Consider the following 24,712-nt stretch of genomic DNA (forward strand, 5'->3'; position numbering starts at 1 on the left):
TGGACGGGGACTAGGTAGGGAGGGGCCCCAGGCCCGGAAGTCCGCGAACTTACTGCGGGGAACTGTCTTCGCCGAGCGCAAGCCGCAACTGCGTCAGGAGTTCGGCGCGGTTCGAAGCCCCTAGCCGCCGTCGAATACGCGCTATGTGGTGCTCGGCGGTACGCGGCGAAATGAAAATCGCGGCCCCGATCTCCCGGTACGTCTTGCCCTCCAGTACCAACCGGGCGACTTCGCGCTCCCGCTCGCTCAAGACGGCGCTTTCTTGTCCCTGTGCTGCTCCGGCGGGGACCGCTGCCTGCCCGGCGTGCTCGGCGCCAGTGACCTCTGTCGGCGCGTCCATAGTCCCGCGCGTGCCGGGATGAAGGTCCCTGGCGCAAGCCAGGAGGCGGCTCATATCCTTGCGCTCGTCCGCGTGCGCTGCCGCGTGCCCGGCGAGGCGCGCCCCGTCCCAGGTGAGGCCTACGGATGCGAGCGCGCGGGCGGACTCCTCCACCAGCTTCGGATCGATCCTGCCGGCCAGCACCGTCACCCACGCCCTGCCGGCCGCCGCGAGCACGCCCGCCAGTCGGTACGTCCCCGAGGCCCGCACCAGCGCCGAGGCATGCGGGGCGAGCTCGCTGGGGCTGTCCGCCAACAGGGCCGCCTGGACCGCGTACCAATGCAGCGAGGTAGACCACAGCGCCGGTTCGCCCAGTCTCCCCAGCAGCGCCCACGCCTCCGTCAAATGCGGCTGCAGCCTCGCGGAATCACGCAGGCGGGCAGCGGCTACTGCCAGTTCGCCCAGCGGCAAAAGGCTGTAAAGATCCACGGCGACGTGCAGCAGCCGGCCCCGCGCCCGGTCCCAGGCGCGCACCAAGGCAGCGGTGTCATCGGTTCGCCGCGCCAGCCCGACCTGCAGGGCGTCCAGCAACAATTCGTCGCGCGGGGTGGGACGGATTCCGTTGGCGGTCGCCTCTGCGATGGCAGCCCCGGCGCTGTCCGGGTGGTCCTGCAGCATGGAGACCCAGGCCCGCAGGAGCAGCAGCCTCAACCGGGCCGCCGGGCCTCCCTGGCGTCCGCGCAGTGCGTCGTCGAGGACGGCTGCCGCTACGGGGAGCTCACCGCTGTGCAGGGCCACCAAGGCCGCGAGGGCTGCCGGGCTGTCCGGCAGCGGAATGGCGGCGCCGGAGGCCGTGAGCATGTCGGAAGCGCGTACCAGAGCCGGCAGCGCCTGCTCGGTGTGCTCGCCGGTGGACGCGGCGATGCCTTGTCCCATCAACGAGACGGCTACGTTCGTCAGGGTTGGCGAGTTGTCGGCTTGGTTGCCGGCAAGCAGGCTTCGAGCCCCGTCGGGGTCACCCGTACCGATCATGACGACGGCGGCCTGCGCCCGGGACGCCTCTATGGCGGGTGATCCTAGCCACCGGTAGACCTGGGCGCTGCGCGCCAGCATGCCCCGCTGCGCCCACAGCGACGCCGCCACGTCCGCTCCACGGAGCCTGTCCGGTGCCTCCGGCCGGGCCAGGAGACGGTCAAGGATGCGGCCGGCTGCTTCGAGGTCTCCGGAGGCCAGTGCCGCCTGGGCCCGGCGCGCCGCCGTTGCCGCTTCGTCGGCGCCGGCTGCCGCCGCTTCACCGTACAGTGTCGCGGCCACCCGGGGCTCGGAAGCCAGGGCGCCGTCGCCGGCGTCTTCAAGGACGCGGGCCACGCGTGGATCCTGGAGTCCGCCCCGAACCAGTCCGCGGGCCACGTCCACGGGCGCCGATGCGGTGTTGTTGGCTAAACAGTCGGCCAGGGCCCGCTGGAAGGCCCGGACGTGGTGCTGCGGGGTGACATGAACCAGGACGTTGCGCATGAGCGGAGCAAGGTTTCCCTCGGGCAACACCAACCCTGCGGCCGTGGCCTGCGACATCAGCGGCCCGATTCCGCCGGGCAGCTCCGGCAGTCCGGAAGGCAGCGGCCCGGCTGGATCGAAACCGATGGCCAGGGCCAGCAGCAGCTCCCGAAGGTTGGGTTCCAGCCGGTCGAGCTCGTGGCCCACATGGTTGACCAACCCGCCGAACTTCACCGGATCTGACGGTATTGGGCGGGCATCGTCGATCGCTTCCAACACATGCTGGACCAGCCAAGGCAGGCCCCCGGTCAGCCGGAAGACCTGATCAAGGACGGGAGCAGGAAGCCGGTCAGAGCGGACAGCTGCTGCGTGCCGGGCAATATCGTTACGGGTCCAGGGGCCCAACAACACCGGCCGCCGATGCGCCTCCATCACCGCCGTCAGCCGCTGCAGGGCGGGCAACTGCGGCCACGTCCGATACGCGACCACGAGGTTCACGTTCTGCCCTTCGGCCAATCGATGGACGCGCTCCAGTTCGGCGTCGTCCAACTGGTGGGCGTCGTCGATCAGTACCGTGGTGCCTTCGTCCACAGGGTCTTCCCCCAGTGCGGGCCTGCCCGAGCTGACGGGGACTCCTGCTTCCTCATAGGCCGCCGCCAAGTTTTCTAGCAGCAGGCTCTTGCCCGATCCTCCCGGACCGGACACGGTAGCCAGTAAACGCGACTCGGATTCCGTCGCGGCTTCCGTCAGCAGTTGCGCGGCATCCCGGTTCACCAAACGGCGTGCCGCCGGCTGCGCCGGTGTCGCACCTGTCATGCCGGCCCCGGAGCAGGCGCATCGGTGGGGTCACCCGACGGTGCCGGCGGCTGCGTCGGGTCCACCCAGGCTGGCGCGGTCGGCGGAGGATCGACAACCACCGTCTCTGACGGTGTTGATGAGGGCTCCGGCGCGGGCTCCGGAACAGGTTCCGGCGCAGGGTCGGGGGCCGGAGGCGGCGCGGGGTCGGTGGCCGGAGGCGGCAGCACCGGATCCGGTTCCGGTGTCGTTGTCGGCACAGCCGGAACACTCGGTTCCGGCTCGGGGGCGGGAGGTTGGGGAGTGGTGCCTGGCTGGGGAGCCGCGGGCGGCTCGGGGGTTCCCGTGGGTCCCGGGGCAGGAGTGTTGATGCCGTTGTCCGGCTTCGATCCCGGGCCCTGCCCGGAATCGCCGGCCGGCGTAGACACGCCCCCCGGGCGAGTCGACGATTGGCCGTTCGGCGTCGTCGTCGTCGCCCGGTCCTGCGCGTAGGTCACCTGGTCCTGAGCGAAGCCCGCGGTGCCGCCATAGCCCGGTGAGCCTTCCGTGCTCGGAGCCGCTGCGCCGGAGGACGTTGCAGCTGAGTTCTCCCAGAAAACCACGGGACTCATGCCCGGCTGCGCCGGTTCAGCCGCCATCACGGAATTGGCCGGCCCGGCCCCTTCGCTTTCCTCCGGAGCTCCCCCGGGTACGTAGCCGTTCCGCTCCCCGGCGCTGCCTTGGGCGACGCCCGGTTGGGAACCGAACAGGCCGAATTCGTGAGGGCTTTGGGCGGCGGTTGCCGTCAACGCCGTGAGGGCGGCGACCGCCACTGTTACGGCAGCGGCGCGCATGGCCAGCACGGGTTTCCGTGCGGTGCCGGCGCCTTCCACCGCGGACGCGGCGTGGGCGTGGACGTGTGGTTGCGGTAAGGCGCGGCCTTCGACTGCGACGGCTTCCGGCACCGGCCGGGGCTCCGGATCGGCAGCGTATTCGGATGGCACCGCGAGCCTGTTTCGGGCCGCGAAGTACGCTGCCCCCAGGCTGATGGCGGCCTTCGGGTCCGCATCCACGGCGAGGGGACGCTTCAGTTCGGCGGACAGCAATTGGGCAACCAAGGGGATGCGGGACGAGCCGCCGGTCAAGAGGACGGCGGTGAGGTCCTCGGCAGCCACTTGCGCTGTGTCGAGAGCCCGGCGCAGGGAGTGGAGCGTGTCCCGCACCAGCTCCTCGATCATGCCCTCAAATTCGGACCGCACTAGGCGGACGCCTGTCTGCAGCTCCGGCAGCAACACAGGGATTGTTGCCTCGGAATCGGCCGAAAGCGCTTCTTTGGCTTCCACGCATTCCCGCCGGATACGGTCCAGCGCCACGCGTGCTTGCGTGGAGGTGGGGTCCACCGCGCTCAGCCCGCCGTCCAGGCTGGCGACGACGTGCGCGAAGACGACGTCGTCGACATCAGCTCCACCCACCCGCTCCAAACCTTCCGGTTTGCCCAGCAGCGTGAATGAGGCTGCGTCACCCTTGTGCAGGACTGCCGCGTCGAAGGTACCGCCGCCGAAGTCATAGACGGCGACCAGGCTCCCCGTGCCCACGCGGTTCTGGGAGGCGTAATGGAGCGCGGCTGCTTCCGGCTCGCTCAACAACATGACGTCGGCGAGCCCGACGCCGGCCAAGGCGTCACGGATCAGTCCGGTCTTGTAGTCACCCCAGCTGGCCGGATGCGACACCACTACCGCTTCCGGAGCTTCGCCTTCACGTTCCTGGGCGCGGTCTACGACCCACCGGACCACGGCGGCGAAAATGTCCTCAGGTGCGACAAACAGGTCTCCGACCATCATCGGCACCGAGTCGCCGATCCGCCGCTTGAATTCTCGAACCACCCGGTCAGGGGACGTCGTGCCCCGCCGTTCGGCTGCCTCTCCGACCAGAACTGCGCCGTCTTCGCCTACATAGATCACCGACGGCACGGCCGCCGCACGTGAACCCAAGTGGACAGCCTGCGGCTGCTGAGGCTTTCGGTCTCCGCTCCCGTATCGCGCTGTCGCTGCTGCCGTGAAACTTGTGCCGACATCGACACTCAGTACATAAGCCATGAATCCCCTCAGGTACGTCCAGCAAGGAACGTCCCCCACCGCTTCTTTATACTGTCTCCAGAGTCATGCTCTGATTCCCCCTAGGCGGGCGGTATCCATCCGCCCGTGTCCCCATGAAGCCGCGCCCTCAGCCGCCGCCAACCGCAGTTCCCCACACTTGGATCCGGCGTCCTTCAGAAAGCCGTTCCGTTACATTCAGCCTAGGAGGGGTGACGTGCTTAGACAAGGGAATGGATCCCCCGTTTAACAAGCATGAGCAACACGAAATTTTGGTGAATGGTTTAGTCCTACGACGGCCTATTTCCTCGATTTTGCGCCTCCCTGGTGATACATATGCGAAATCGCGTACCTTGCTTCGCCTAGTCCCTCAATGGGTAGACCGTGAAGCGATCACGGCCGGTGCATACAATGATTTCCTGTCCATCCGACCGCGGAGCACCATGAAAAATAAATACGGCGAATCCGGTTCCTTACGGACTTATGGCGTCTTTTTGCGCGGCATCAACGTTGGAGGCGTCCGGATTGCCATGAAGGACTTGCAGCGGGTCCTCACCGAAGCCGGTTTCGGGCAGGTGGAGACCGTCCTCGCCTCGGGCAACGTCGTGCTGCGCGCGGAGACCCAAGACCCCGGCGTGGTCAAGCAAAGAGTCGAAGCGAGCTTGCGGGCGGCTTTCGGCTACGACGCCTGGGTTATCGTCAAGACTCCCAGCGAGCTGGCCGCCATCGTCGAGGGCTACCCGTTCACCCCGGCCGACGACGGCGTTCCCCGGCACGCTTACGCGGTGCTCACCACGGGTGAGGATGTTGTGGAACAACTGCTCGAGGACTGCCCGGAACTTTCGCCCGAAGAACGGGCGTCTCCGGGGGGCGACGTCCTGTACTGGGAGGTGCCCAAAGGCAACACTTTGGAGTCCAAACTGTCCAAGCAAATGGCCAAAACGATGTACAAGCCGGTGACGACCACCAGGAACCTCAACACGTTGCACAAGATGCTGGCCAGGTTCCGCACGGAGGGCTGAGGCGGCCCCTGCTACCGGGGGAGGAGTGGAACCGCCCGAACTCATCCTCCCGGCGGATAGCCGCGGCGCCGGTGCGCTTCTAGACTCGTGATTGTTGCGGCCTTTGTTATGGCCGGCGCCGGGCACGGCCAAGGAAGGGGGATCCTATGCTGTTCGACTCGGTCACGTGGATATCGGCTGCCGTCTGTGCCGGTCCATTTGCCCTCTTCCTGGCGGTCGGAGCGCTGGTCAGCATCGGGCGGAGCAAACGGCAGCGGTCGGCGAAAGCCGGCTGGTCCCTGCTGGTGCTCGCGGTGCCCATCCTTGGCCCCCTGGCGTGGTTCCGGACGGCATCGCGCCGGGCCGCCGCTCATACGGCCCAGCCGGACACCGGGCCGGTGAAGCAGGCGACGGGGCCCCTTGTTCCCTAAAGGCCCGCCCGCGAAAACGGCCAGCGGTTCCGCGGGACGGATGGAACGTGTCCCGCCGGGTATCGGTCCATGCAGTATCCGTGTTGGACGCGCCTCCGCGAAGGTCCTTACTCTTCTGGCATGACCACCCGTACGGCCGTGCGCGCCGCTGCTTCCACACCCTCCGACGGCCGGCAGGTCCTTCAGGTTGGACCGGTGAACCCCGTTGTCACCGCCGCCTTGGCGGATGAGTTCGACGCACTGTTGCTCCCGGACGGCCCGGAACGCGGCGAATTCCTGCTGCGGCACGCCCCCGGCATCCGCGTGGCGGTGTGCTCCGGCCGCCATGGTGTCGGCTCCGACCTGATGCGCCGGCTGTCGAACCTCGAAGCCATCGTAAACTTCGGCGCCGGCTACGACGCCACCGACGTCGAGCAGGCAAACGAACGCGGCATCCACGTCAGCAACACCCCGGATGTGCTCACCGATTGCGTGGCCGACACCGCGCTGGCCCTCTATCTGGATGTACTGCGCCGAACCAGCGCCGCCGACCGGTTCGTCCGCCTCGGCGGATGGGCCTCGACCACGTCCTACCCACTGACCACGCGGGCCTCCGGCAGAAAGGTCGGCATCCTCGGCCTGGGCCGGATCGGCCAGGCCATCGCCAAGCGGCTGGAAGCGTTTAACTGCGAGATCCACTACCACAGCCGCCGCGCCGTCGAAGACTCGGGCTACGCGTTCCACTCCTCCCCCGCCGAACTGGCCGAGGCCGTCGAGGTGCTCGTCATCGCGGCTGCCGGAGGACCGGAGACGGTGAACCTGGTCGACGCCGGGGTGCTGGCCAAGCTCGGCGCGGGAGGCTACCTGATCAACATCGCCCGCGGCACAATTGTGGACGAACATGCCCTGGTCTCCGCCTTGGCCGGAGGACGCCTGGCGGGCGCAGGGCTGGACGTCTTTGCCGACGAACCGCATGTGCCGGCCGAACTGATGGAGCTGGAGAACGTGGTCCTGTTACCGCACATCGGCAGCGGCACCCGTGAGACCCGCGCCGACATGGCCGCATTGACATTGGAGAACCTGCGCAGCTACCTGCGCGACGGCTCGTTGGTAACCCCGATCGGCTAACCCCGTGCCCGGCCCGGCGCCGGGACATCCGCAGGTCGACGCGGGGTAAAACCGGGGTTGGCTCTGGCAAGCGTCGCTATGGAGCAATACTTGTATGACAAGTGTCTGACTTGTACAATCAGTCTTAGTAGCCATCCCCGCGTAAGGACCGCCATGCCCTACACCGCCGATGCCATCCGGCACGTCAAGCTCTCCACTGCCACGCTGCCGCTGGCCACGCCCATCTCTGACGCCAAGGTCTTTACCGGGCGCCAGAAGCCCATGACGGAAGTCGTCTTCCTCTTTGCCGAAATCACCACCGTGCAGGGACACGAGGGCCTGGGCTTCAGCTATTCGAAACGGGCCGGCGGCCCGGCGCAATACGCCCACGCGACGGAAGTCGCCGAGGCGATGCTCGGCGAGGACCCCAACGACATCGCCAAGCTCTACAACAAGCTGCTCTGGGCAGGCGCGTCGGTGGGCCGGTCCGGCGTCGCCACCCAGGCCCTGGCCGCGCTGGACATTGCGCTCTACGACCTCAAGTCCAAGCGGGCAGGGCTCCCGCTGGCCAAGTTCCTCGGTGCGCATCGGGACTCGGTCCGGACCTACAACACCTCCGGTGGTTTCCTCAACGCCTCCATCGACGAGGTCAAGGACCGGGCGAGCCGTTCCCTTGCCGACGGCATTGGCGGCATCAAGATCAAGGTCGGCCTGCCGGACTCGGCCGAGGACCTGCGCCGTGTCGCCGCGGTCCGCGACCACATCGGCGACGGCGTGCCGCTGATGGTGGACGCGAACCAGCAGTGGGACCGGGCCACCGCCCTCCGGATGGGCCGCCGCCTGGAGCAGTTCGACCTGGTCTGGATCGAGGAACCGTTGGATGCCTACGACGCCGAAGGCCATGCCGCGCTGGCCGCTGCCCTGGACACCCCGATTGCCACCGGCGAGATGCTGGCCTCGGTGGCCGAACACGAACGCCTGATCGCCGCCCGCGCGTGCGACATCATCCAGCCCGACGCTCCCCGGGTCGGCGGCATCACGCAGTTCCTGCGCCTGGCCACGCTGGCGGACCAGGCCGGGCTGGACCTCGCGCCGCACTTCGCGATGGAGATCCACCTCCACCTGGCCGCCGCCTACCCGCGCGAGCCCTGGGTGGAGCACTTCGACTGGCTGGACCCGCTGTTCAACGAGCGCCTCGAGACCCGCGACGGCCGGATGATCGTCCCGGACCGTCCGGGCCTCGGCTTCACCTTCAGCGAACAGGCGCGCGCCTGGACCACGGACAGCGTGGAGTTCGGCCGCGCCTAGCCTTATCCCATGACGACGACGGGGCCGCGCACCGTCGTCGTTCCCCTCTCACCCTGCCCTGGAGAAAACGGGAGCGATTGTTGAAACCGAACCTGACGGTCACCTTGGTTGACGACCTGCGTCGGCGCATTGTCGACGGCGATATCGCTCCCGGCGACAAGCTGCCCAGCGAGAACACGCTGATCGCAGAGCACGGCGTGAGCCGCACAGTGGTGCGCGAGGCCATCACCCGGCTGCAGGCGGAGGGACTTGTGCATACCCGGCGCGGCAGCGGGAGTTTCGCGCTGACGCCACCGGCGGAAGCGGAAGGCCCCCGCGGCCTCCGGCCCGTGCGGACTCTGGAGGACCGGAGGGCGCTGGTGGAGTTCCGCACCGGCGTGGAAAGCGAAGCCGCTGCCTTGGCCGCCGTCCGGCGGACCGACCAGCAGTTGGCGGCCCTGCGCGCCGCAAACGCTGACTTCTCTCGCTCCGGTTCCAACCCGGCCGCGGCCTTATCCCACGACTTCGAGTTTCACCGCACCGTCGCCGAGGCCAGCGGCAACCCCTACTTTCTGGATGCGATCGCGGCCCTCGGCCCGGCCATGATTGCCATGCCCCGCTACCGGCTGGAGGCCAGCGGATCCGAAGCCGAAACGTCCCGCCTCTCGGCCGTGGCGTCCGAACATGCGGCGGTGCTGGCCGCAGTGGAAGCCGGCGATGCACTGGCCGCGGCTGCCGCCATGCGCACCCACCTGGTCAATTCGCGGCTGCGGTTGGAGAGCGAATCCGGGCACTGATTACCCCGTGAACTGCACCCGCCGTAAGGTCACTGGGTCCGGATACGGAAGCGGCAGCAGACCAAAGTCTGCTGCCGCTTCGCTGTTGCGGGGGTGAACCGGCTGTGGCTACTCGGCTGCCTTGACGGCCAACACCGGCCGGTCTGCCTGCAACAGGATGCGCTGAGCGTGCGAACCCATGATGAATTTGCCCACCTGCGTGCGCTGGCGCAGACCGATGACAATGAGCGAGACCTCGCGTTCGCTGGCGAGCTCAAGGATCTCGTCGGCCAGGTCGTCGCGGTGGGTGGGGCGAAGCACTTCTGCGGCCACGCCCGCCTCATTGGCTGCCGACTTAAGGCGGAGGAGGTCGTTCTCCGACGCCACGGTTTTATCCACCAGCACCCCTTCACGGGTGGAGTTGACGATCAGCAGGTCTTCACCGCGGAGCTTGGCTTCCGCGATGGCGGCGGACACGGCTGCCTCTCCCACGGGGGTGGGTACATAGCCGACGAGGATGCTCATGCGTTCTCCTTGGTTTCGGTGCGAGCTTGGGTACGGGAGTTTTTCCGGCGCTCTATGGCGGACTTGACCATCGGCCAGACAGCGACCAGCACGAACAGAACTACCAGCGTGCCGGAGATCGGCCGGCCCATGAATCCGGCGACGTCTCCGTCGAGCACCAACAGCGAACGCCGCAGGCTGGACTCGAGCAGCGCACCGAGCACGAAGGCCAACACCAGCGGTCCAGGCTCGAATCCGAATTTTTTCATCAGGTACCCGACGGCGCCGAAGAGGACCACCAGCAGCACGTCGAACATCGAGTTGCGGATGGTGTAGGCGCCAAGCAAGGTGATCAGTGCGGTGATCGGAGCGAGGATGGCGGCGCGCACCCGCAGGATGCGGACGAACAAGCCGACCAGCGGGATGGACATGATCAGCAGCAGGATGTTGCCGATGTACATCGAGTTGACCACACCCCAGAACAGATCCGGGTTCTCGACAATGAGCTGCGGGCCCGGGGTCACGCCCTGAATGAGCAGCGCGCCGAAGATGATCGCCATGGTGGCATTGGCGGGAATGCCCAAGGTCAGCAGCGGAATAAAGGAGCTTGTCGCCGCGGCGTTGTTGGCGGTCTCCGGACCGGCAACACCCTCCACGGCGCCCTTGCCGAAGCGTTCCGGGTTCTTGGCGCGCTTCTTCTCCACGGCGTAGGCGGCGAGCGAGGAGATCGTGGCGCCGCCGCCAGGCAGGATGCCCAGGAAGAAGCCGAGCACAGAGCCGCGCCCGATAGCCCCGGCCGACTGCTTGAGGTCCTTCTTGGACGGCCAAACGTTTGCCACTGTTGCCGGCGCCTGGGCCGCGCGGTGGCGTTCTTCCAGGTTGTAGAGAATCTCGCCGACGCCGAACAAGCCCATGGCCACCGGGACAAAGTCGATGCCGTCGGCCAGACTCAGGTTGCCAAACGTGAAGCGTTCGGCACCGGTGAAAATGTCGCGGCCCACGGTGGCCAGCAGAAGTCCGAAGGCGGCGGCGATCAATGCCTTGATTTTGGCGCCGTTGCTGATCGTGGCGACCAGCAGGATGCCGACCATGGCCAAGGCTGCGTACTCGGGCGGGCCGAAGTCCAATGCGAAACCTGCCACCAGCGGGGCGAGGAAGGTCAAACCGATGATGGCCACCGTGCCGCCGATGAAGGAGCCGATGGCGGCGATGCCCAGCGCCGTTCCGGCTTTGCCCTTCCTGGCGAGCTGGTAGCCGTCGAAGACGGTGACGACGGAGCTGGCTTCGCCCGGAAGTCGCAACAGCACCGAGGTGATAGTGCCGCCGTATTGTGCGCCGTAGAAGATGCCCGCCAACATGATGATGGCCGTGACGGGCTCGATCCCGTAGGTCAGCGGCAGCAGGATGGCGATGGTGGCTGCCGGACCGAGGCCAGGCAGTACGCCGATCAGCATGCCGATAACAACGCCCAGCAGGCAGTACAGCAGGTTGGAGGGCTCTAGGACGACGCCGAAGCCGTCCATGACCGGTTGCAGGAAATCCATGCGAGAACCTTTGGATCAGTGGGCGAGGGTGGGGCGCGAGGGTCCCACGTTGGCGGCAAAGCCGACACCGTGGGAGTGCACAACCCGCTAGAACAGGTGGGGAATCGACGTTCCCAGGGCAAGGATGAAGATGGCGTAGAACGCGGCAACAATCAGCAGCGAGTAGATGATGGCGCCACGCCAGGATTCACCGCCGAGGAACTTCATCCAGACCAGGCAGAGGAGCAGTGCAGGGACCTCGAAGCCGATCAGCGGCATCAGCAACACCATGATCAGCAGGGTCACAAACCCAATGGCCGCAAGCCAGGACAGTTTGGAGAATTTCTCCCCGTCGCGGCCCCCACGCCGCCCAACAACCAGTTGGGCGAGCGCGAGGACAGCGATGATCAGGCTGACCACGAACGGCCACATGCCGGGCCGGGGCTGGGAGGGCGTTCCCAGCCCCAGACCGAGCGACATGACGAGCCCCGCCACGCCCAGCGCGAGCACCACGAGGGATGATGCGAGGTTGGCAATGGGTCCTGCCGGCGGTGCGGCCTCGGCTTCCCATTGGGCAGCCAGTTCCTCCGGTGTCAGGTCATCGTCGACGACGTCGACTGACTCAGTGCCTTCTGCTGGCGTCTCGCGGTGGGGCGTCATGGTTTAACTCGATTCGCTGTGGAGGCCGGACGGCCTCACGTGGGTGTTGCTACTCGCCGGCCAGCGAGATGTCGTACTTCTCGGTGAGCTCCTTGTACTTGGCAGCCAAGTCGTTCCACTGCTGGACGACTTCCTCGCCGGAGATTTCCTTGGGGGTCAGCATGTTCTTCTCGTTGAAGGCCTTGTACGTGTCGGTGGCCTGGGCGGCCTCGACCGACTCGACCAGCTTGGCCTTCACATCCTCGGGCAGTCCCTTCGGGGCAGCCAGGGCGCGGTACTGGGAGACCGGGACTTCGTAGCCTTCTTCGATGGCGGTGGGGACGTCCGGCAGGAAGGTGTTGCGCTCGTCGGAGAAGACAACGATCGGCTTGACTTTGCCGGCGTCGATCTGCGGCTTGGCTTCACCCAGCTGGATGGTGGCCAGCTGGACCTGGTTGCCCATGACAGCGGTCAGCGCGGGGGAACCCGAATCGAACGGCACCGCGGTGCCCTTGATCTCGGCCTGGGCGAACAGGATGGCCTGGGACAGCTGCGAGCCGGTGCCCACGCCGGTGGTGCCGAAGGTCAGCTTCTTGGAGCTGTTCTTGATATCGTCCAGGTTTTCAAAACCGGATTCGGCGCTGGCAACCAACACGTAGTCGTCCTGAGAGAGGCCCTTGATGACATCCAGGTCGTCAAGGCTGACGGCTTCGTCTTCAGATACTGCCAGCGGAGTGATCGTGATCAGCGAGGCATTCAGCAGGACGAGGTTCTGTCCGTCGGGCTCCATTGCCGCGACTTCCTGCGTTGCCAGGGCGCCGTTGGCACCGGGCTTGTTCACCACCGGAACAGCGACGCCGAGCTCGTCGGCCATGCCTTCGGCCGCGGTGCGCGCGATCAGGTCCGTCGACCCGCCCGGAGCCTGGCCGACGGTCAGGGTAATGGGTCCGTTGGGGAAGGTGTCCCCCTCGGCGGCAGTGCCGCCCCCAACGTTGCCGCCGCAAGCGGTCAACGCCAGCGCAGCAGAGGCAGCGGTCAGACCTAGAACGGTCCGGCGGATGGAGAGTGCTTTCACTTCGGGCTCCTTGCTCGATGAACAGCGATGTTCGAACGGGTCTCGGCCGTGACCCGACTCATATGAGACAGGTCACTAGTGGCTCGGACATCGAGCTTAGAAAGAGACTACGATGCATGTCCAAGCCCATTAGTGCATTGAATGATACTTGAAAGGCATCATGTTCACCCTGGATCAGGCCCGAAGTTTCATCGCTGTCGCCGAAGAGTTGCATTTCGGCCGCGCCGCCGAACGGCTGAGCATGACCCAGCCCCCGCTCAGCAGGCAGATCCAGAAACTGGAGCGCAGCATCGGCGTCGAACTCTTGGAGCGGGACAACCGCAAGGTGGCATTGACCGCCGCCGGACACGCCTTTCTCTCCGAGGCGCGGAAGCTGGTGGTGTCGGCAGACCGGGCGCCCCGAACGGCACGCCGCATCGCCGCCGGCCGGGCGGGTGAGATCCGGATCGGCTTCACTGCCGCCACCGCCTTCAGCGTACTCGGACCCCTGCTCGCCGAGATTGCACTGGAACTGCCCGATGTCGACGTCGAACTCGAGGAACTGGTGACCGGGGAGCAGGTCCAGGCCATTATGGACGGCGACCTTGACCTGGGGCTGGCCCGCCCGCCCTTTGACACAGACCTCTTCGAATCGCACCTGATGCTGTCGGAAAACCTGATGCTCGCAGTTCCCAGCGGGCACCCGCTGGATCAACTGGCACGTCCGCTGGCCGTGGCCGACCTCAAAGACGTGCCGCTCATCATGCATTCACCGATCAAGGCGCGCTATTTCTACGATCTGGTGGTGCGCCAAATCCCGATCGAGCACGGCAACGTCGTGCACACCGTCAGCCAGATCCTGACCATGGTGGCGCTGGTGGCGGCCGGCCGAGGTGTGGCCTTCGTGCCCGAATCGGCACAACTGCTGGGAGTCGATGGCGTCAGCTACTTGCATCTGCCCGAACTCGCGCCGGACTCGGTGGAACTGCATGCCATTTGGAACCGGAACTCGCACAACCCCGCGCTACGCAGGATGCTGGAGAGCGTGTGGGCCAAAGCCTCCTAGCTGCCAGCCGACCACCACCGCGCCTCCGAATGTCAATACTCTTAGTGCATCAATCCATACAAAAGAGGGCTTGGACAGGCATCACGTTGTCTTCCTAGGGTGGAGCCAACGCATTCAACCCGCCGCCCGCGGCACCATCGCAAAGGAAGATGCACGTGGCCCAGTACACGCCCCATGAACTCGCAGACAAGCTCAAGGACGGGCTGTTGTCATTCCCAGTGACGGCGTTTGATGCGGAGTTGAACATCGACGAAGCCGCCTACCGCAACCACCTGGACTGGCAGTCCAGCTTCGATGTCGCAGGCCTGTTTGCCGCCGGCGGCACCGGCGAAGGCTTCAGCCTGACTCCGGCCGAGTCCGCCCGCGTGGTCCGGATGGCCGTTGAGGAAGCCGGCAGCCGGGTTCCGGTGCTTGCTTCGGCAGGCGGCTCCACCGCCCAAGCCATCCAGAACGCCAAGGACGCGGAGGCCGCGGGAGCCGAGGGCCTGCTGCTGCTGCCGCCGTACCTGACCGAATGCGACCAGGCCGGCCTGCTGGCGCACGTTTCGGCCGTATGCGCCGCCACGAACATCGGCGTCATCGTCTACAACAGGGCGAACGCCATCTACGCCGCGGACACGGTGGCGGCCCTGGCCGACCGGCACGCGAACTTCATCGGCTTCAAGGACGCCCTCGGCGACATCGAGCACCTCACCAAGGTCTACGCCAAGAACGGCGACCGGCTGTTCTACCTGGGCGGGCTGCCGACGGCGGAGACCTTTGCCCTGCCGCTGCTGCAGCTGGGCATGAGCACCTACTCCTCGGCGATGTACAACTTCGTGCCGGAGTTCGCCCTGGATTTTTACCGCGACGTCCGCAACCAAGACCGCGATGCCGTGACCGAGAAGCTCAACCGCTTCGTGCTCCCCTACCTGGACATCCGCGACCGGGTTAAGGGATACGGTGTTTCCATCGTCAAGGGCGGCCTGAAGGCCGTCGGCCGCGACGCAGGCTTCGTCCGCCCGCCGCTGCAGGACCTGACCGAGAAGGACATCGCCGACCTGTCGGCCCTGATTGAGGCCGCCGGCATCCGCCCGGCAGACGTCCGGCAGAACGCCTAGGTTCCGCGCCCGGGAAGCGGCCGCCCTGCACGGGGCGGCCGCTTTCCGCCCAGCAGCCACCGCAGACCATCCCCAGTCCAGAAGGAGCATCCGATGCCCAGCACGCAGACAACTCTGACAGGCCATTCGATCATCGCCGGTGAAGCCGTGACCGGTACCGGCGGCACTGTCAACGGCTTCGACCCTGCCACCAACGAAGTCCTCGAACCGGCCTACAGCCTGATCGACGCTGCCCAGCTGGCGACCGCCACTGCCGCGGCCGAGGAAGCTTTCGCCTCCTTCAGCACGCTGGATCCGGAAACGCATGCCGCCTTCCTGGAGAAGATCGCCGACAACATCGAAGCCGTCGGTGAAGAGCTGGTCGAACGCGCGATGGCCGAAACCGGCCTCCCCGCCGCGCGGCTGAACGGGGAACGCGGCCGCACCACCGGCCAGCTGCGCCTGTTCGCCGCGGTAGTGCGCCAGGGCGACCACCGCGGCGTGCGCATTGATCCGGCCCAGCCGGACCGCCGGCCGATGCCCCGGGCCGACATCCGCCAGCGCAAGGTCCCGCTGGGCCCGGTCGCCGTGTTCGGTGCCAGCAACTTTCCGTTGGCCTTTTCCACCGCCGGCGGCGACACCGCCTCCGCGCTGGCCGCGGGCTGCCCGGTGGTGTTCAAGGCCCACAACGCCCACCCCGGCACCAGCGAAATCGTCGGCCACGCCATTGCCGACGCCGTGGCCGAGGCCGGCCTGCATCCGGGCGTGTTCTCCCTGGTCTACGGCCCCGGCGCCAAGATCGGGCAGGCCCTGGTCGCCGATCCGGTCATCAAGGCGGTCGGGTTCACCGGGTCCCGCTCCGGCGGCACCGCTCTGGTGGCGACCGCCGCGGCACGGCCGGAACCGATCCCCGTCTACGCGGAGATGAGCTCGATCAATCCGGTGTTCTTCTTCGACGGCGCGCTCAAGGGCGACCTGGACGCGCTGGCCGCGGCCTACGTCGGCTCGGTCACCGGTTCCAGCGGCCAGCTGTGCACCGCTCCCGGGCTTGCCTTCGTGCCCGCCGGGGAGGCCGGGGACGCGTTCGCGGCGGCCGTGAGCCGCGCCCTGGCTCCGGCCGCCGGCCAGACCATGCTGACCCGCGGCATCGCCGACTCCTGGACCGCCGGCGTCGACTCCCTCGGCCGGCAGGACGGGGTGGACCTGGTGGCCCGCGGCCAGGAAGGCGCCACGCAGAACGCCCCCGCGCCGGCGGTCTTCGGCACCGATGTCCGCACCTTCCTGACCAATGACGTGCTGCACGAGGAAATTTTCGGCGCCGCTTCGCTGCTGGTCCGCTACACCTCCGCCGAGGACCTGGTCACCGCCGCCAAGCGGCTCGAAGGGCAGCTGACCGCCACTCTGCACATGCGGGACGAGGACCACGCCACGGTGGCCCCGCTGCTGCCTGTCCTGGAGCGCAAGGCAGGCCGCATCCTGGCCAACGGCTGGCCGACCGGCGTCGAGGTCGGGCACGCGATGGTCCACGGCGGACCCTTCCCGGCCACCTCGGATACCCGCACCACCTCGGTCGGGACCCTGGCGATCGAGCGGTTCCTGCGCCCGGTGGCCTACCAGAACATCCCCGAAGCCCTGCTGCCGGCACCGGTGCAGCAGTCCAACCCCTGGAAGCTGAACCGCCGCATCGACGGCACCATGGAACTCGCAGGAGAATAACGCATGAGCAACCAACCCACCATCGCCGCCGTCGAGGTGGTCCCGGTCGCCGGACACGACTCGATGCTGCTGAACCTCTCCGGCGCGCACGGGCCGTTCTTCACCCGCAACGTGGTCATCGTGACCGACTCCGACGGCCGCACCGGCCTGGGCGAGGTCCCCGGCGGCGAGAAAATCCGCACCACCATCGAAGACGCCGGCGCCCTGATCACCGGCCGGCCGGTGGCCCGCTTCCGCAGCCTGCTGCGGGAAATCGCCGCGGCCTTCGCCGACCGCGACGCCGGCGGCCGCGGGCTGCAGACCTTCGACCTGCGCACCACCGTCCACGCCGTGACCGCCATCGAATCCGCTTTGCTGGATTTGCACGGCCAGTTCCTCGGTGTTCCCGTGGCCGAACTGCTCGGCGACGGCCAGCAGCGCGACGCGGTGCCGATGCTCGGCTACCTCTTCTACGTGGGCAACCCGGACGCCACCGACCTGCCGTACCTGCGCGAACCCCACGGCGCCGACGACTGGGAACGGGTGCGCCGGGAAGAGGTCATGACCCCGGAGGCCGTGGTCCGTTTGGCCGAGGCCGCGCAGGCCCGCTACGGCTTCCAGGACTTCAAGCTCAAGGGCGGGGTGCAGGCCGGCGACCTGGAAGTCGACGCGGTCATCGCGCTCAAGCAGCGCTTCTCCGACGCGCGGATCACGCTGGACCCGAACGGCGGCTGGCTGCTGCAGGACGCCATCCGGCTGGGCAAGCGCATGCAGGCCGTGGTGGCGTACGCCGAAGACCCCTGCGGCGCCGAAGGCAAGTTCTCCGGCCGCGAAGTGATGGCGGAGTTCCGCCGGGCCACCGGACTGCAGACCGCCACCAACATGATCGCCACCGACTGGCGCGAAATGGCCCACGCAGTGCGCACCAACGCCGTCGACATTCCGCTGGCCGATCCGCACTTCTGGACCATGGCCGGCTCCGTCCGCGTGGCACAACTGTGCAACGAGTTCGGTCTGACCTGGGGCTCGCACTCAAACAACCACTTCGACATCTCACTGGCCATGTTCACCCAGGTCGGCGCCGCCGCCCCGGGCGAAATCACCGCGCTGGACACGCACTGGATCTGGCAGGACGGCCAAGGCCTGACGAAGGAACCGCTGCTGATCCGCGACGGCCAGATCAAGGTGCCCCAGGCCCCGGGCCTGGGTGTGGAACTGGACCGCGAGCGGCTGGCCGAGGCGAACGCCCTGTACCTGGAGCACGGCCTCGGCGCGCGCGACGACGCCGTCTCCATGCAGTACCTGGTGCAGGGCTGGGAGTTCGATCCCAAACGCCCCTGCCTGGTCCGCTAGGACCTTCCGCCCGCTCCGCACGCTGCGGGGCGGGCGGATTTTTCCGTTCTACCGTGTGATGCTCTGTCCGGTCGGCCGTTTCTGGCCGGCCGGACATTGCCGTGATTTCAGGAGGTTCCGTGGAAGGAGTGCTGCTCGGCTTCGGCGTAGTGCTGGTGATCGTTGCGGTGGGCTTCGCGGCCGCGGCAATTTTGCCGCAGAAGGCGCCGGACATGCAGCGCGGGCTCACGCCGGTGATCTTCTACATCACGAATCCGGCGCTGATGCTGGTGTTGCTCGCGGACACTGATCTCGCGTCGGTGGTCGGCGTCTACACCCCCATTGCCTTGATCACGGCGGCCGTTGCAGGCACGGTGTATGCGCTGTTCAGCCGCTTCCTGCTGCGGCGGTCGGCCGCACAAACGGCCGGCGGTGCGATGGCTTCCACCTACGTGAACGCCGGGAACATCGGCGTACCGATCGCCCTCTATGCAGTGGGCAGCGCAGATCCGGTGGTTTCGGTGCTGCTGGCCCAACTGCTGGTCATCGCGCCGATCTACTTATCCATTTTTGCGTGGTGCCAACGGAAGACTGCTGCCGCTAAGCACCTTCATCCCGACGGCGGTGCTCCCGCGGCTGCCCCGCTGTGGCGCAGCGTAATGCGCTCCATCCTCAACCCCGTCACCGTTGCTACCGCCGCCGGGGCCCTGATGGCTTTGACCGGGCTGCACCTTCCGGAGGTGCTCTGGGCACCGATAGAAATGGTGGGCAACGCCTCCATCCCCCTACTGCTCATGCTGTTCGGCATGAGCCTGTACGGGCAGAAGCCACTGACCCAGCGGAGCCTGCGTGCGGACGTGGCACTGGGCACGGTGGTGAAACTTCTGCTGATGCCGGCCCTCGCGTGGGTGGTCGGGCACTTCCTCTTCCGACTGGACGGCACCCCGCTGCTCGGCGTTGTGGTCATGGCTGCCTTGCCCACTGCGCAGAACGTCTTTTTGTTCGCCAGCCAGTTCAGGATGCAGTCCACCCTGGTGCGGGACATCATCTTCCTGAGCTCCCTGCTCTCGCTGCCCGCCGTCCTGCTGGTCGCCCTGCTGCTGGGCTAGCGTTTCATGCGGCCGCCGCGCGGGCGACGGGCAGGGGGCGGCTGTCGGCCTCCAACTGCAGGGTGAGGTCCAGGAGAATACTCTCCTTCGACGTCAAAGTGTCCGCCAGGTATTCCGCCAGTCCACGCTCGGTGACTAAGCGGAGATCAGCCATGATCTCCCCTTGCAGGACCGCTTGTGTGCTGCTGATTTCGACCGGTGTGAAAATGGCGCCCCCGACGCCGTGTTCAACGATCAGGTCGATGCTGTCGCGGAAAACGCGTTCGTCGCCTTCGCGCGGTGACGCCGTCAGGGTGAAAACAATCTTGTCCTGTGTCACATTAACTCCTTCCAATCAATGCTCGACTGCGGCTCACGTCTATCGGCAGACTGTGCCCGCTATGCTGTTGTTATCGCCTATCCGGCTTTTCCCGGCTTCTTTCACGCGTGTTCCCCTGAGGTTTTTCGACACGTGAATTGCTGAAAACTCCGTAGGCTTTGGCCGCCACGAGAACGAATCCTATGAGGGCGACGCCAGCAAGCTTCGCAGCGACACCCACGGGCAGAGCCATAATCCCGACCAGCAGCATCAGCGGCACCCAGATACCCTTGACTGAAGTGCCATCAAACCCTGACCGCAATTTTCGTGCAAGATCAGGGTCCTCCAGGCCGAGGTAGTGCTCTATGGCCTCGAGCTGTTGTTGTTCTTCAGGGGATAGGGGCATCCACATCTCCTCACGGGCTGCACCGTCGAGAGCTTCCGTCATCGTGGTGGTCATAGTTGTCCGCCGCGATAAGACGGTTCCGAGTTTCATCACGGCGGCTGGCTTGGGCTTCCTGCAGTCGTAGCCTGATGGAAGGTGAAAACTATTTCGTGATCGGCGTCGGGAATGCAGGAATCTGGTTACCTACCCGGATGTGTATCCAGTGAAATCCTGAAAGGCCAATATTCCGATCGCCGCGGGCGAAGCAGAAACACTAAATGTTTATCTGCATTTATTTAACTGTTTGAGAAACCTTTTTTCCGATTGGAAAATGCATTCGGGAAAGCCGATCAACAGTCCGCATCAGGGCGCCCCGGCATGCCTCACGGATAGCCTCTGGAGGACGAGGAGTTAAATGCCGGCGGCGCCCGGGCTGGTCAAGACCAGAACCCGGGCGCCGCCGTCGTTAGTGTGGTGGTGGCTCAGCCCCAGGGGATGGCGCCCAGCAGGACACCGACGGCCAGCATCACCAGCGAAACGACGGTGGCACGCCACAGCACCTTCTTGTGGTGGTCGCCCAGTTCCACGCTGGCCAGCGACACCAGCAGCAGGATCGCAGGGACGAGCGGGCTCTGCATGTGTACGGGCTGGCCTGTGATGGAGGCCCGTGCCATCTCGGCGGGGGCGATGCCGAAGTGGGCGGCAGTTTCGCTCAGCACCGGCAGCACACCGAAGTAGAACGCGTCGTTGCTCATGAAGAAGGTCATGGGGATGCTGAGCACCCCGGTGATCACGGCCATGAACGGCCCCATCGAGTCCGGAATGATGTCCACCAGCCAGGCTGCCATGGCGTCGACCATGCCGGTGCCGTTCAGCACGCCGGTCAGGACCCCGGCTGCCATCACCATGGAGACGACGGCGACGATGCTCTTGCTGTGCGCGACCAACTGGTTGGCCTGTTCCTTGACGTTCGGGAAGTTGACCACCAAGGCAATGGCGGCCCCGACCATGAAGACGTAGGCCAGCGGAACGACGTCCAGCACCAGGATCACCATGACGGCCACGGTCAGGGCCAGATTGAACCAGAACAGATGCGGACGCAGGGTGGCCCGGTTGGGGTCCAGGGCGGAGTCGGTCAGGGATCCGCCCACCGGGCCTTCCTCTGGAGCCTCCAGAACAGCGACAGAGCCACCGGCCGGAGCGCCGACCGGCGAGGTACCCGGGACGGGCTTCCCGGACCCGGCTCCGCGCCTGCCGCGGCCCCTGCCAACGCCGGAGTTTCCAGCGGAGCTGCCGGCACCGCCGTCGTCGTCCCGGGCAGCATCCGCCCACAGATCGGGCTTGCCCTTGGCGGTGGCCTTGGGATTGCCGCCCGCCAACCGCTTGCGCTCGCTCAAACCGAGCGTCCAGGCGAAGACCATCACGACAAGGATGCCTGCCAGCAGGGATGGAATCATCGGCACAAACACGTCGGTCGGGGAGACATCCAGGGCGGCAGCAGCGCGTGCCGTCGGACCTCCCCATGGAACAATGTTCATGGTGCCGTTGGCTAGGCCGGCGACGCAGGTGAGCACCACCGGGCTCATGCCCAGCCGCAGGTAGATCGGCAGCATGGCCGCCGTCGTCAGAATGAAGGTGGTGGAACCATCGCCGTCCAGCGAGACGACGGCGGCCAGCACCGCGGTGCCGAGCACAACCTTGGCCGGGTCGTTGCCCAACGTGCGCAGGATGAAGCGCACCAGTGGGTCGAACAGTCCGACATCGATCATCAGGCCGAAGAAGATGATGGCGAACATCAGCAGCGCCGCTGTGGATGTCAACGACTTCATCGACTCGAGGATCATGTCGCCCAGGCCAAGGCCGGCCCCTGCGAAGAGGCCGAAAACAGTCGGCACAATGATCAGGGCTAAAACAGGCGTCAGTTTCTTGGTCATGATCAGCGCCATAAAGACCGCGATCATTGCGAAGCCGAGGAAAACCAGCACAGCAACTCCTTTGTCTAATGCAGCCGGTGTGACCGGCTTTACAGACATTAGGGTGGTCTGGGTCACGAATGGCGGTTAAACGCCCTTCAGGTGCATACTGCTTATTGAGCACGTTTTGCTCATTTAGCTCACAGGCCGAGGGCCGCACCCAGGAGGCACCATGGAGAACGGGGGCAGGCGACCGCCCCGGATGGGCTTTTCGGCCCGCATGCTGTTCCTCCAACTGGCCGTCGTGGCCGTGGTGCTCCTTCTCTCCGCCGCCGTTCTGGGCTGGCTGACCTACCAGCGGCTGGGCGAAGACGCCGAAGGCCAGGCCCTCGCCGCGGCACGGGCCGTCGCGGCGTCCGGCGACGTCCGCGCCGAGACCGCCGCGCTGGTCGATGCCGGGCCCGATCAGCTGTCCGCAAGGGCGCTGGAGAACGGACCGCTCCAAGCACTGGCCGAGGACGTCCGGCTCCGGACCGGAGCCCTGTTCGTTGTGATCACCGACGACACAGGCCTGCGGCTGGCCCACCCCAATCCGGCCGAGCTGGGCCGCATGGTCAGCACCGACCCATCGGAAGCACTGGCCGGCCGCGAGGTCACCGAACAGGAACAGGGCACGCTGGGGCATTCCGCGCGGGCCAAGGTTCCCGTGTACGCTCCCGGGTCCGCATCCGTGGTGGGCGAAGTCAGTGTGGGCTTCTCCAGCCAGGACGTGCTGCAGTCCCTGGCCCGGAGCATCCTGCCCATCGCGCTTACGACTGCCGGGGCTCTGGCGCTGGGGATGGCCGCTTCCCTGCTGCTGGGCCGCAGGCTCAAGCGCCTGACTCTCGGACTCGAACCGGAGGAGATCGCGGCGCTGGCCCAGGACCAGGAGGCGGTGCTTCGCGGCGTGGACGAGGGCGTCATCGGTGTTTCCGCGGACCGCAGGATCACCGTGTTCAACCGCGAGGCCAAACGGCTGCTGGGCTTTCCCATCGACGCGGACCTCGTCGGCCGGCCGCTGGCCGAGCTGGAGATCCCCGGCGCCGGGGCATCTGTGCTGCCCGATGCCTTGGCCGGGCTGCTGGACGCCGCCGATCCGCAATCGCCCACCGTGGAGCTGGTGGTTGGTTCCCGGGTGCTGATCCTATCCGCGCGCGAAGTCCAGGCCAGCCGCACCCCGGGCAGGCGCGGCTACCGTCCCGGAACGGGCACCGGCGCCGTAGTTCCGCGTGCACCCGAACTGGGCTGGGTGATCATGCTGCGCGACCGCACGGCCGTCCAGTCGCTGACCCGCCAGCTGGACGCCGTGGGCGCGTTGAGCACCGCGCTGCGGGCACAGCGGCACGAATTCGCCAACCGGCTGCACACCATTTCCGGCCTGCTCGCCACGGGGCACCCGGACCGCGCCCAGGAATACCTCACGTCCATCATGCAGACCGGACCGCTGAACTACCCGGCCGAACAGGCCGACCTGCTGCGGGACGCCTACCTGCAGGCTTTCATCGGAGCGAAGAGCATGGAGGCGGCCGAGCGCGGCGTGGTGCTCCGGGTCGGTCCCGAGACGCTGGTGCGCGGCCGGGTCACCGACCCGCAGGATGTCACCACGGTGATCGGGAACCTGGTGGACAACGCCGTCCGGGCCGCTGTGCTCGGGAGCAACCCGGACCGCTGGGTGGAAGTCGAGGTCATGGACGAGTTAACGGAAGACGGTGGAACGCTGCACCTGGTGGTGGCAGATTCAGGAGACGGGCTGTCCGGCCTCGCCGCCGACCACCCGGCCGCCGGAGAAGCGGCCGCCGGCATTGACCAGATCTTCGCCGAGGGCTACTCGACGGCAGACCCTTCGAGAGAACACCCATCGATCAAGACCGCGCCGCCGGACGACGTGTCGGGCCTGCCCGACATCCACGGCCAAGGCTTCGGGCTGTCGTTGAGCCGCCGGCTGGCTCGGCGCCGCGGCGGGGACGTCTGGGTGGCAGATCCAGGGCGCACGTTCGGGCCGGGAGCCGTATTCTGCGCGAGGCTGCCGGGCACGGTCGCACCTGTACCACCAGGAGGGAACCATGACTGATCTACAGGTGCTGATTGTCGACGACGATTTTCACGTGGGGCGCCTGCATGCCGGATACGTTGATTCCGTCCCCGGGTTCAGCGCGCTGGCGCCTGTCGGAAGCGCCGAGCAGGCGCTGCGCTCGGCTCACGGCCAGGCACCGGACCTGATGCTGCTGGATGTGTACCTTCCCGATGCGTTGGGACTGGACCTGCTGCGGAAAGTCGACGTGGACACGATCATGCTGACCGCCGCAGCTGACGCAGCGTCCATCCGCAAAGCACTGCGCCGCGGCGCGCTCGGCTACCTGATCAAGCCGTTCACGTCGGAGCAGCTGGCGAGAAAACTGCGTGCCTACGCGCGCTACCGCCGCCTCTTGGCTGAGCAGCCGGCCGTGGACCAAGATACGGTGGACCGCGCGCTGCACGCCCTGCACCCGGCCGAGGCCGCCGTGGCGGCCCGGACCCGGTCGGCCACGGAGGCCGCCGTACTGGAGTCGTTGGCACCCGGGCTGCAGCGGTCCGCGGCGGAAGTAGCGCAGACGGTTGGCATCTCCCGGGCCACTGCCCAGCGGTACCTGTCTGCTTTGGCGGACGACGGCGCCGTCGAAATCCATTTGCGCTATGGCAGCACCGGGCGCCCAGAGCACCGTTACGGCCGGGCCGGGTGACTCAGGGCGGGGCCGTCGGCCGGCCCGGGGCACCACCGGACTGGTTTTTGTGGCCGCGCAACGGCGGGCAAAGGCAGGAACAGGGGCGGGCAATG

Annotated in this window: 21 protein-coding genes; 12 read left to right on the plus strand and 9 right to left on the minus strand. The window is 66.9% G+C overall.

The features are described from left to right. Nucleotides 1-49: 49 nt before the first annotated feature. A complete protein-coding gene (locus AC5RVV_RS08335; RefSeq protein ID WP_494000858.1) occupies nt 50-2,629 on the minus strand; it encodes a LuxR C-terminal-related transcriptional regulator in 2,580 nt (859 codons plus the stop codon). Next, a complete protein-coding gene (locus AC5RVV_RS08340; RefSeq protein ID WP_494000859.1) occupies nt 2,626-4,578 on the minus strand; it encodes an Hsp70 family protein in 1,953 nt (650 codons plus the stop codon). Before AC5RVV_RS08340 ends, AC5RVV_RS08335 begins: the two co-directional genes overlap by 4 nt. A gap of 545 nt (nt 4,579-5,123) precedes the next feature. On the opposite strand from AC5RVV_RS08340, the gene AC5RVV_RS08345 reads away from it, so the two are divergent. The 5 genes from AC5RVV_RS08345 to AC5RVV_RS08365 all read left to right on the plus strand — a co-directional run bounded on the left by AC5RVV_RS08345 (nt 5,124) and on the right by AC5RVV_RS08365 (nt 9,282). Next, entirely contained in the window at nt 5,124-5,702 is a 579-nt protein-coding gene (locus AC5RVV_RS08345; protein ID WP_494000860.1) for a DUF1697 domain-containing protein, read from the plus strand. Nucleotides 5,703-5,848: 146 nt separating this feature from the next. Beyond that, on the plus strand, nt 5,849-6,112 hold the full coding sequence (locus AC5RVV_RS08350; protein ID WP_494000861.1) for a PLD nuclease N-terminal domain-containing protein: 264 nt from the start codon (nt 5,849-5,851) through the stop codon (nt 6,110-6,112). 120 nt (nt 6,113-6,232) lie between these two features. Beyond that, nucleotides 6,233-7,219, plus strand: a complete 987-nt coding sequence (locus AC5RVV_RS08355; RefSeq protein ID WP_494000862.1) for a 2-hydroxyacid dehydrogenase — start codon at nt 6,233-6,235, stop codon at nt 7,217-7,219. 153 nt (nt 7,220-7,372) lie between these two features. Beyond that, nucleotides 7,373-8,506, plus strand: a complete 1,134-nt coding sequence (locus tag AC5RVV_RS08360) for an L-talarate/galactarate dehydratase (RefSeq protein WP_494000863.1) — start codon at nt 7,373-7,375, stop codon at nt 8,504-8,506. Nucleotides 8,507-8,586: 80 nt separating this feature from the next. Beyond that, nucleotides 8,587-9,282: a FadR/GntR family transcriptional regulator gene (locus tag AC5RVV_RS08365; protein ID WP_494000864.1), complete on the plus strand. Its 696-nt coding sequence runs from the start codon at nt 8,587-8,589 to the stop codon at nt 9,280-9,282. A 108-nt stretch (nt 9,283-9,390) separates the two neighbouring features. Here the strand turns inward: AC5RVV_RS08365 and AC5RVV_RS08370 are convergent, their stop codons facing one another. The 4 genes from AC5RVV_RS08370 to AC5RVV_RS08385 all read right to left on the minus strand — a co-directional run bounded on the left by AC5RVV_RS08370 (nt 9,391) and on the right by AC5RVV_RS08385 (nt 13,002). Then, on the minus strand, nt 9,391-9,786 hold the full coding sequence (locus tag AC5RVV_RS08370; RefSeq protein WP_494000865.1) for a universal stress protein: 396 nt from the start codon (nt 9,784-9,786) through the stop codon (nt 9,391-9,393). Next, a complete protein-coding gene (locus AC5RVV_RS08375) occupies nt 9,783-11,309 on the minus strand; it encodes a tripartite tricarboxylate transporter permease (protein WP_494000866.1) in 1,527 nt (508 codons plus the stop codon). The genes AC5RVV_RS08370 and AC5RVV_RS08375 overlap by 4 nt, the downstream gene beginning before the upstream one ends. A gap of 87 nt (nt 11,310-11,396) precedes the next feature. Beyond that, nucleotides 11,397-11,948 carry a tripartite tricarboxylate transporter TctB family protein gene (locus tag AC5RVV_RS08380; RefSeq protein WP_493939986.1) on the minus strand — a complete coding sequence of 184 codons (552 nt, stop codon included), beginning with the start codon at nt 11,946-11,948 and terminating at the stop codon, nt 11,397-11,399. Nucleotides 11,949-11,997: 49 nt separating this feature from the next. Beyond that, entirely contained in the window at nt 11,998-13,002 is a 1,005-nt protein-coding gene (locus tag AC5RVV_RS08385; RefSeq protein WP_494000867.1) for a tripartite tricarboxylate transporter substrate binding protein, read from the minus strand. A gap of 160 nt (nt 13,003-13,162) precedes the next feature. Here AC5RVV_RS08385 and AC5RVV_RS08390 point away from each other — a divergent pair, with 160 nt between their 5' ends. The 5 genes from AC5RVV_RS08390 to AC5RVV_RS08410 all read left to right on the plus strand — a co-directional run bounded on the left by AC5RVV_RS08390 (nt 13,163) and on the right by AC5RVV_RS08410 (nt 19,262). Next, nucleotides 13,163-14,047 carry a LysR family transcriptional regulator gene (locus AC5RVV_RS08390; RefSeq protein ID WP_494000868.1) on the plus strand — a complete coding sequence of 295 codons (885 nt, stop codon included), beginning with the start codon at nt 13,163-13,165 and terminating at the stop codon, nt 14,045-14,047. Nucleotides 14,048-14,202: 155 nt separating this feature from the next. Next, nucleotides 14,203-15,147 (plus strand): 5-dehydro-4-deoxyglucarate dehydratase, encoded by a 945-nt coding sequence (gene kdgD / locus AC5RVV_RS08395; protein ID WP_494000869.1) that lies wholly within the window; start codon nt 14,203-14,205, stop codon nt 15,145-15,147. Between the two features lie 93 nt (nt 15,148-15,240). Further along, nucleotides 15,241-16,842 (plus strand): aldehyde dehydrogenase (NADP(+)), encoded by a 1,602-nt coding sequence (locus AC5RVV_RS08400; protein ID WP_494000870.1) that lies wholly within the window; start codon nt 15,241-15,243, stop codon nt 16,840-16,842. Nucleotides 16,843-16,845: 3 nt separating this feature from the next. After that, nucleotides 16,846-18,174 carry an enolase C-terminal domain-like protein gene (locus tag AC5RVV_RS08405; RefSeq protein WP_494000871.1) on the plus strand — a complete coding sequence of 443 codons (1,329 nt, stop codon included), beginning with the start codon at nt 16,846-16,848 and terminating at the stop codon, nt 18,172-18,174. 119 nt (nt 18,175-18,293) lie between these two features. Next, the gene (locus AC5RVV_RS08410) at nt 18,294-19,262 is read left to right on the plus strand and encodes an AEC family transporter (protein WP_494000872.1); all 969 of its coding nucleotides are present in this window, start codon (nt 18,294-18,296) and stop codon (nt 19,260-19,262) included. A gap of 4 nt (nt 19,263-19,266) precedes the next feature. On the opposite strand, the gene AC5RVV_RS08415 is transcribed toward AC5RVV_RS08410, so the two are convergent. The 3 genes from AC5RVV_RS08415 to AC5RVV_RS08425 form a co-directional block, all read right to left on the minus strand. Beyond that, nucleotides 19,267-19,581: a hypothetical protein gene (locus AC5RVV_RS08415; protein ID WP_494000873.1), complete on the minus strand. Its 315-nt coding sequence runs from the start codon at nt 19,579-19,581 to the stop codon at nt 19,267-19,269. Between the two features lie 70 nt (nt 19,582-19,651). Next, nucleotides 19,652-20,020 (minus strand): DUF3040 domain-containing protein, encoded by a 369-nt coding sequence (locus AC5RVV_RS08420; RefSeq protein ID WP_494000874.1) that lies wholly within the window; start codon nt 20,018-20,020, stop codon nt 19,652-19,654. Nucleotides 20,021-20,427: 407 nt separating this feature from the next. Beyond that, a complete protein-coding gene (locus AC5RVV_RS08425; RefSeq protein WP_494000875.1) occupies nt 20,428-21,930 on the minus strand; it encodes a CitMHS family transporter in 1,503 nt (500 codons plus the stop codon). Between the two features lie 160 nt (nt 21,931-22,090). On the opposite strand from AC5RVV_RS08425, the gene AC5RVV_RS08430 reads away from it, so the two are divergent. Both AC5RVV_RS08430 and AC5RVV_RS08435 read left to right on the plus strand, forming a co-directional pair. After that, nucleotides 22,091-23,968: a sensor histidine kinase gene (locus AC5RVV_RS08430; protein WP_494000876.1), complete on the plus strand. Its 1,878-nt coding sequence runs from the start codon at nt 22,091-22,093 to the stop codon at nt 23,966-23,968. Beyond that, on the plus strand, nt 23,961-24,617 hold the full coding sequence (locus tag AC5RVV_RS08435; RefSeq protein ID WP_494000877.1) for a response regulator: 657 nt from the start codon (nt 23,961-23,963) through the stop codon (nt 24,615-24,617). The genes AC5RVV_RS08430 and AC5RVV_RS08435 overlap by 8 nt, the downstream gene beginning before the upstream one ends. The last annotated feature ends 95 nt before the right edge of the window (nt 24,618-24,712 follow it).

It is taken from the genome of Arthrobacter sp. MDT2-34-1, assembly GCF_059091365.1.

What these genes read in the sequence shown, in the direction of transcription:
- AC5RVV_RS08435 (WP_494000877.1), top strand. Translation starts at nt 23,961, where the DNA reads ATGACTGATCTACAGGTGCTGATTGTCGACGACGATTTTCACGTGGGG.
- AC5RVV_RS08375 (WP_494000866.1), bottom strand. Translation starts at nt 11,309, where the DNA reads ATGGATTTCCTGCAACCGGTCATGGACGGCTTCGGCGTCGTCCTAGAG.
- AC5RVV_RS08350 (WP_494000861.1), top strand. Translation starts at nt 5,849, where the DNA reads ATGCTGTTCGACTCGGTCACGTGGATATCGGCTGCCGTCTGTGCCGGT.
- AC5RVV_RS08370 (WP_494000865.1), bottom strand. Translation starts at nt 9,786, where the DNA reads ATGAGCATCCTCGTCGGCTATGTACCCACCCCCGTGGGAGAGGCAGCC.
- AC5RVV_RS08380 (WP_493939986.1), bottom strand. Translation starts at nt 11,948, where the DNA reads ATGACGCCCCACCGCGAGACGCCAGCAGAAGGCACTGAGTCAGTCGAC.
- AC5RVV_RS08430 (WP_494000876.1), top strand. Translation starts at nt 22,091, where the DNA reads ATGGAGAACGGGGGCAGGCGACCGCCCCGGATGGGCTTTTCGGCCCGC.
- AC5RVV_RS08390 (WP_494000868.1), top strand. Translation starts at nt 13,163, where the DNA reads ATGTTCACCCTGGATCAGGCCCGAAGTTTCATCGCTGTCGCCGAAGAG.
- AC5RVV_RS08355 (WP_494000862.1), top strand. Translation starts at nt 6,233, where the DNA reads ATGACCACCCGTACGGCCGTGCGCGCCGCTGCTTCCACACCCTCCGAC.
- AC5RVV_RS08400 (WP_494000870.1), top strand. Translation starts at nt 15,241, where the DNA reads ATGCCCAGCACGCAGACAACTCTGACAGGCCATTCGATCATCGCCGGT.
- AC5RVV_RS08345 (WP_494000860.1), top strand. Translation starts at nt 5,124, where the DNA reads ATGAAAAATAAATACGGCGAATCCGGTTCCTTACGGACTTATGGCGTC.
- AC5RVV_RS08420 (WP_494000874.1), bottom strand. Translation starts at nt 20,020, where the DNA reads ATGACCACCACGATGACGGAAGCTCTCGACGGTGCAGCCCGTGAGGAG.
- AC5RVV_RS08360 (WP_494000863.1), top strand. Translation starts at nt 7,373, where the DNA reads ATGCCCTACACCGCCGATGCCATCCGGCACGTCAAGCTCTCCACTGCC.
- AC5RVV_RS08335 (WP_494000858.1), bottom strand. Translation starts at nt 2,629, where the DNA reads ATGACAGGTGCGACACCGGCGCAGCCGGCGGCACGCCGTTTGGTGAAC.
- AC5RVV_RS08405 (WP_494000871.1), top strand. Translation starts at nt 16,846, where the DNA reads ATGAGCAACCAACCCACCATCGCCGCCGTCGAGGTGGTCCCGGTCGCC.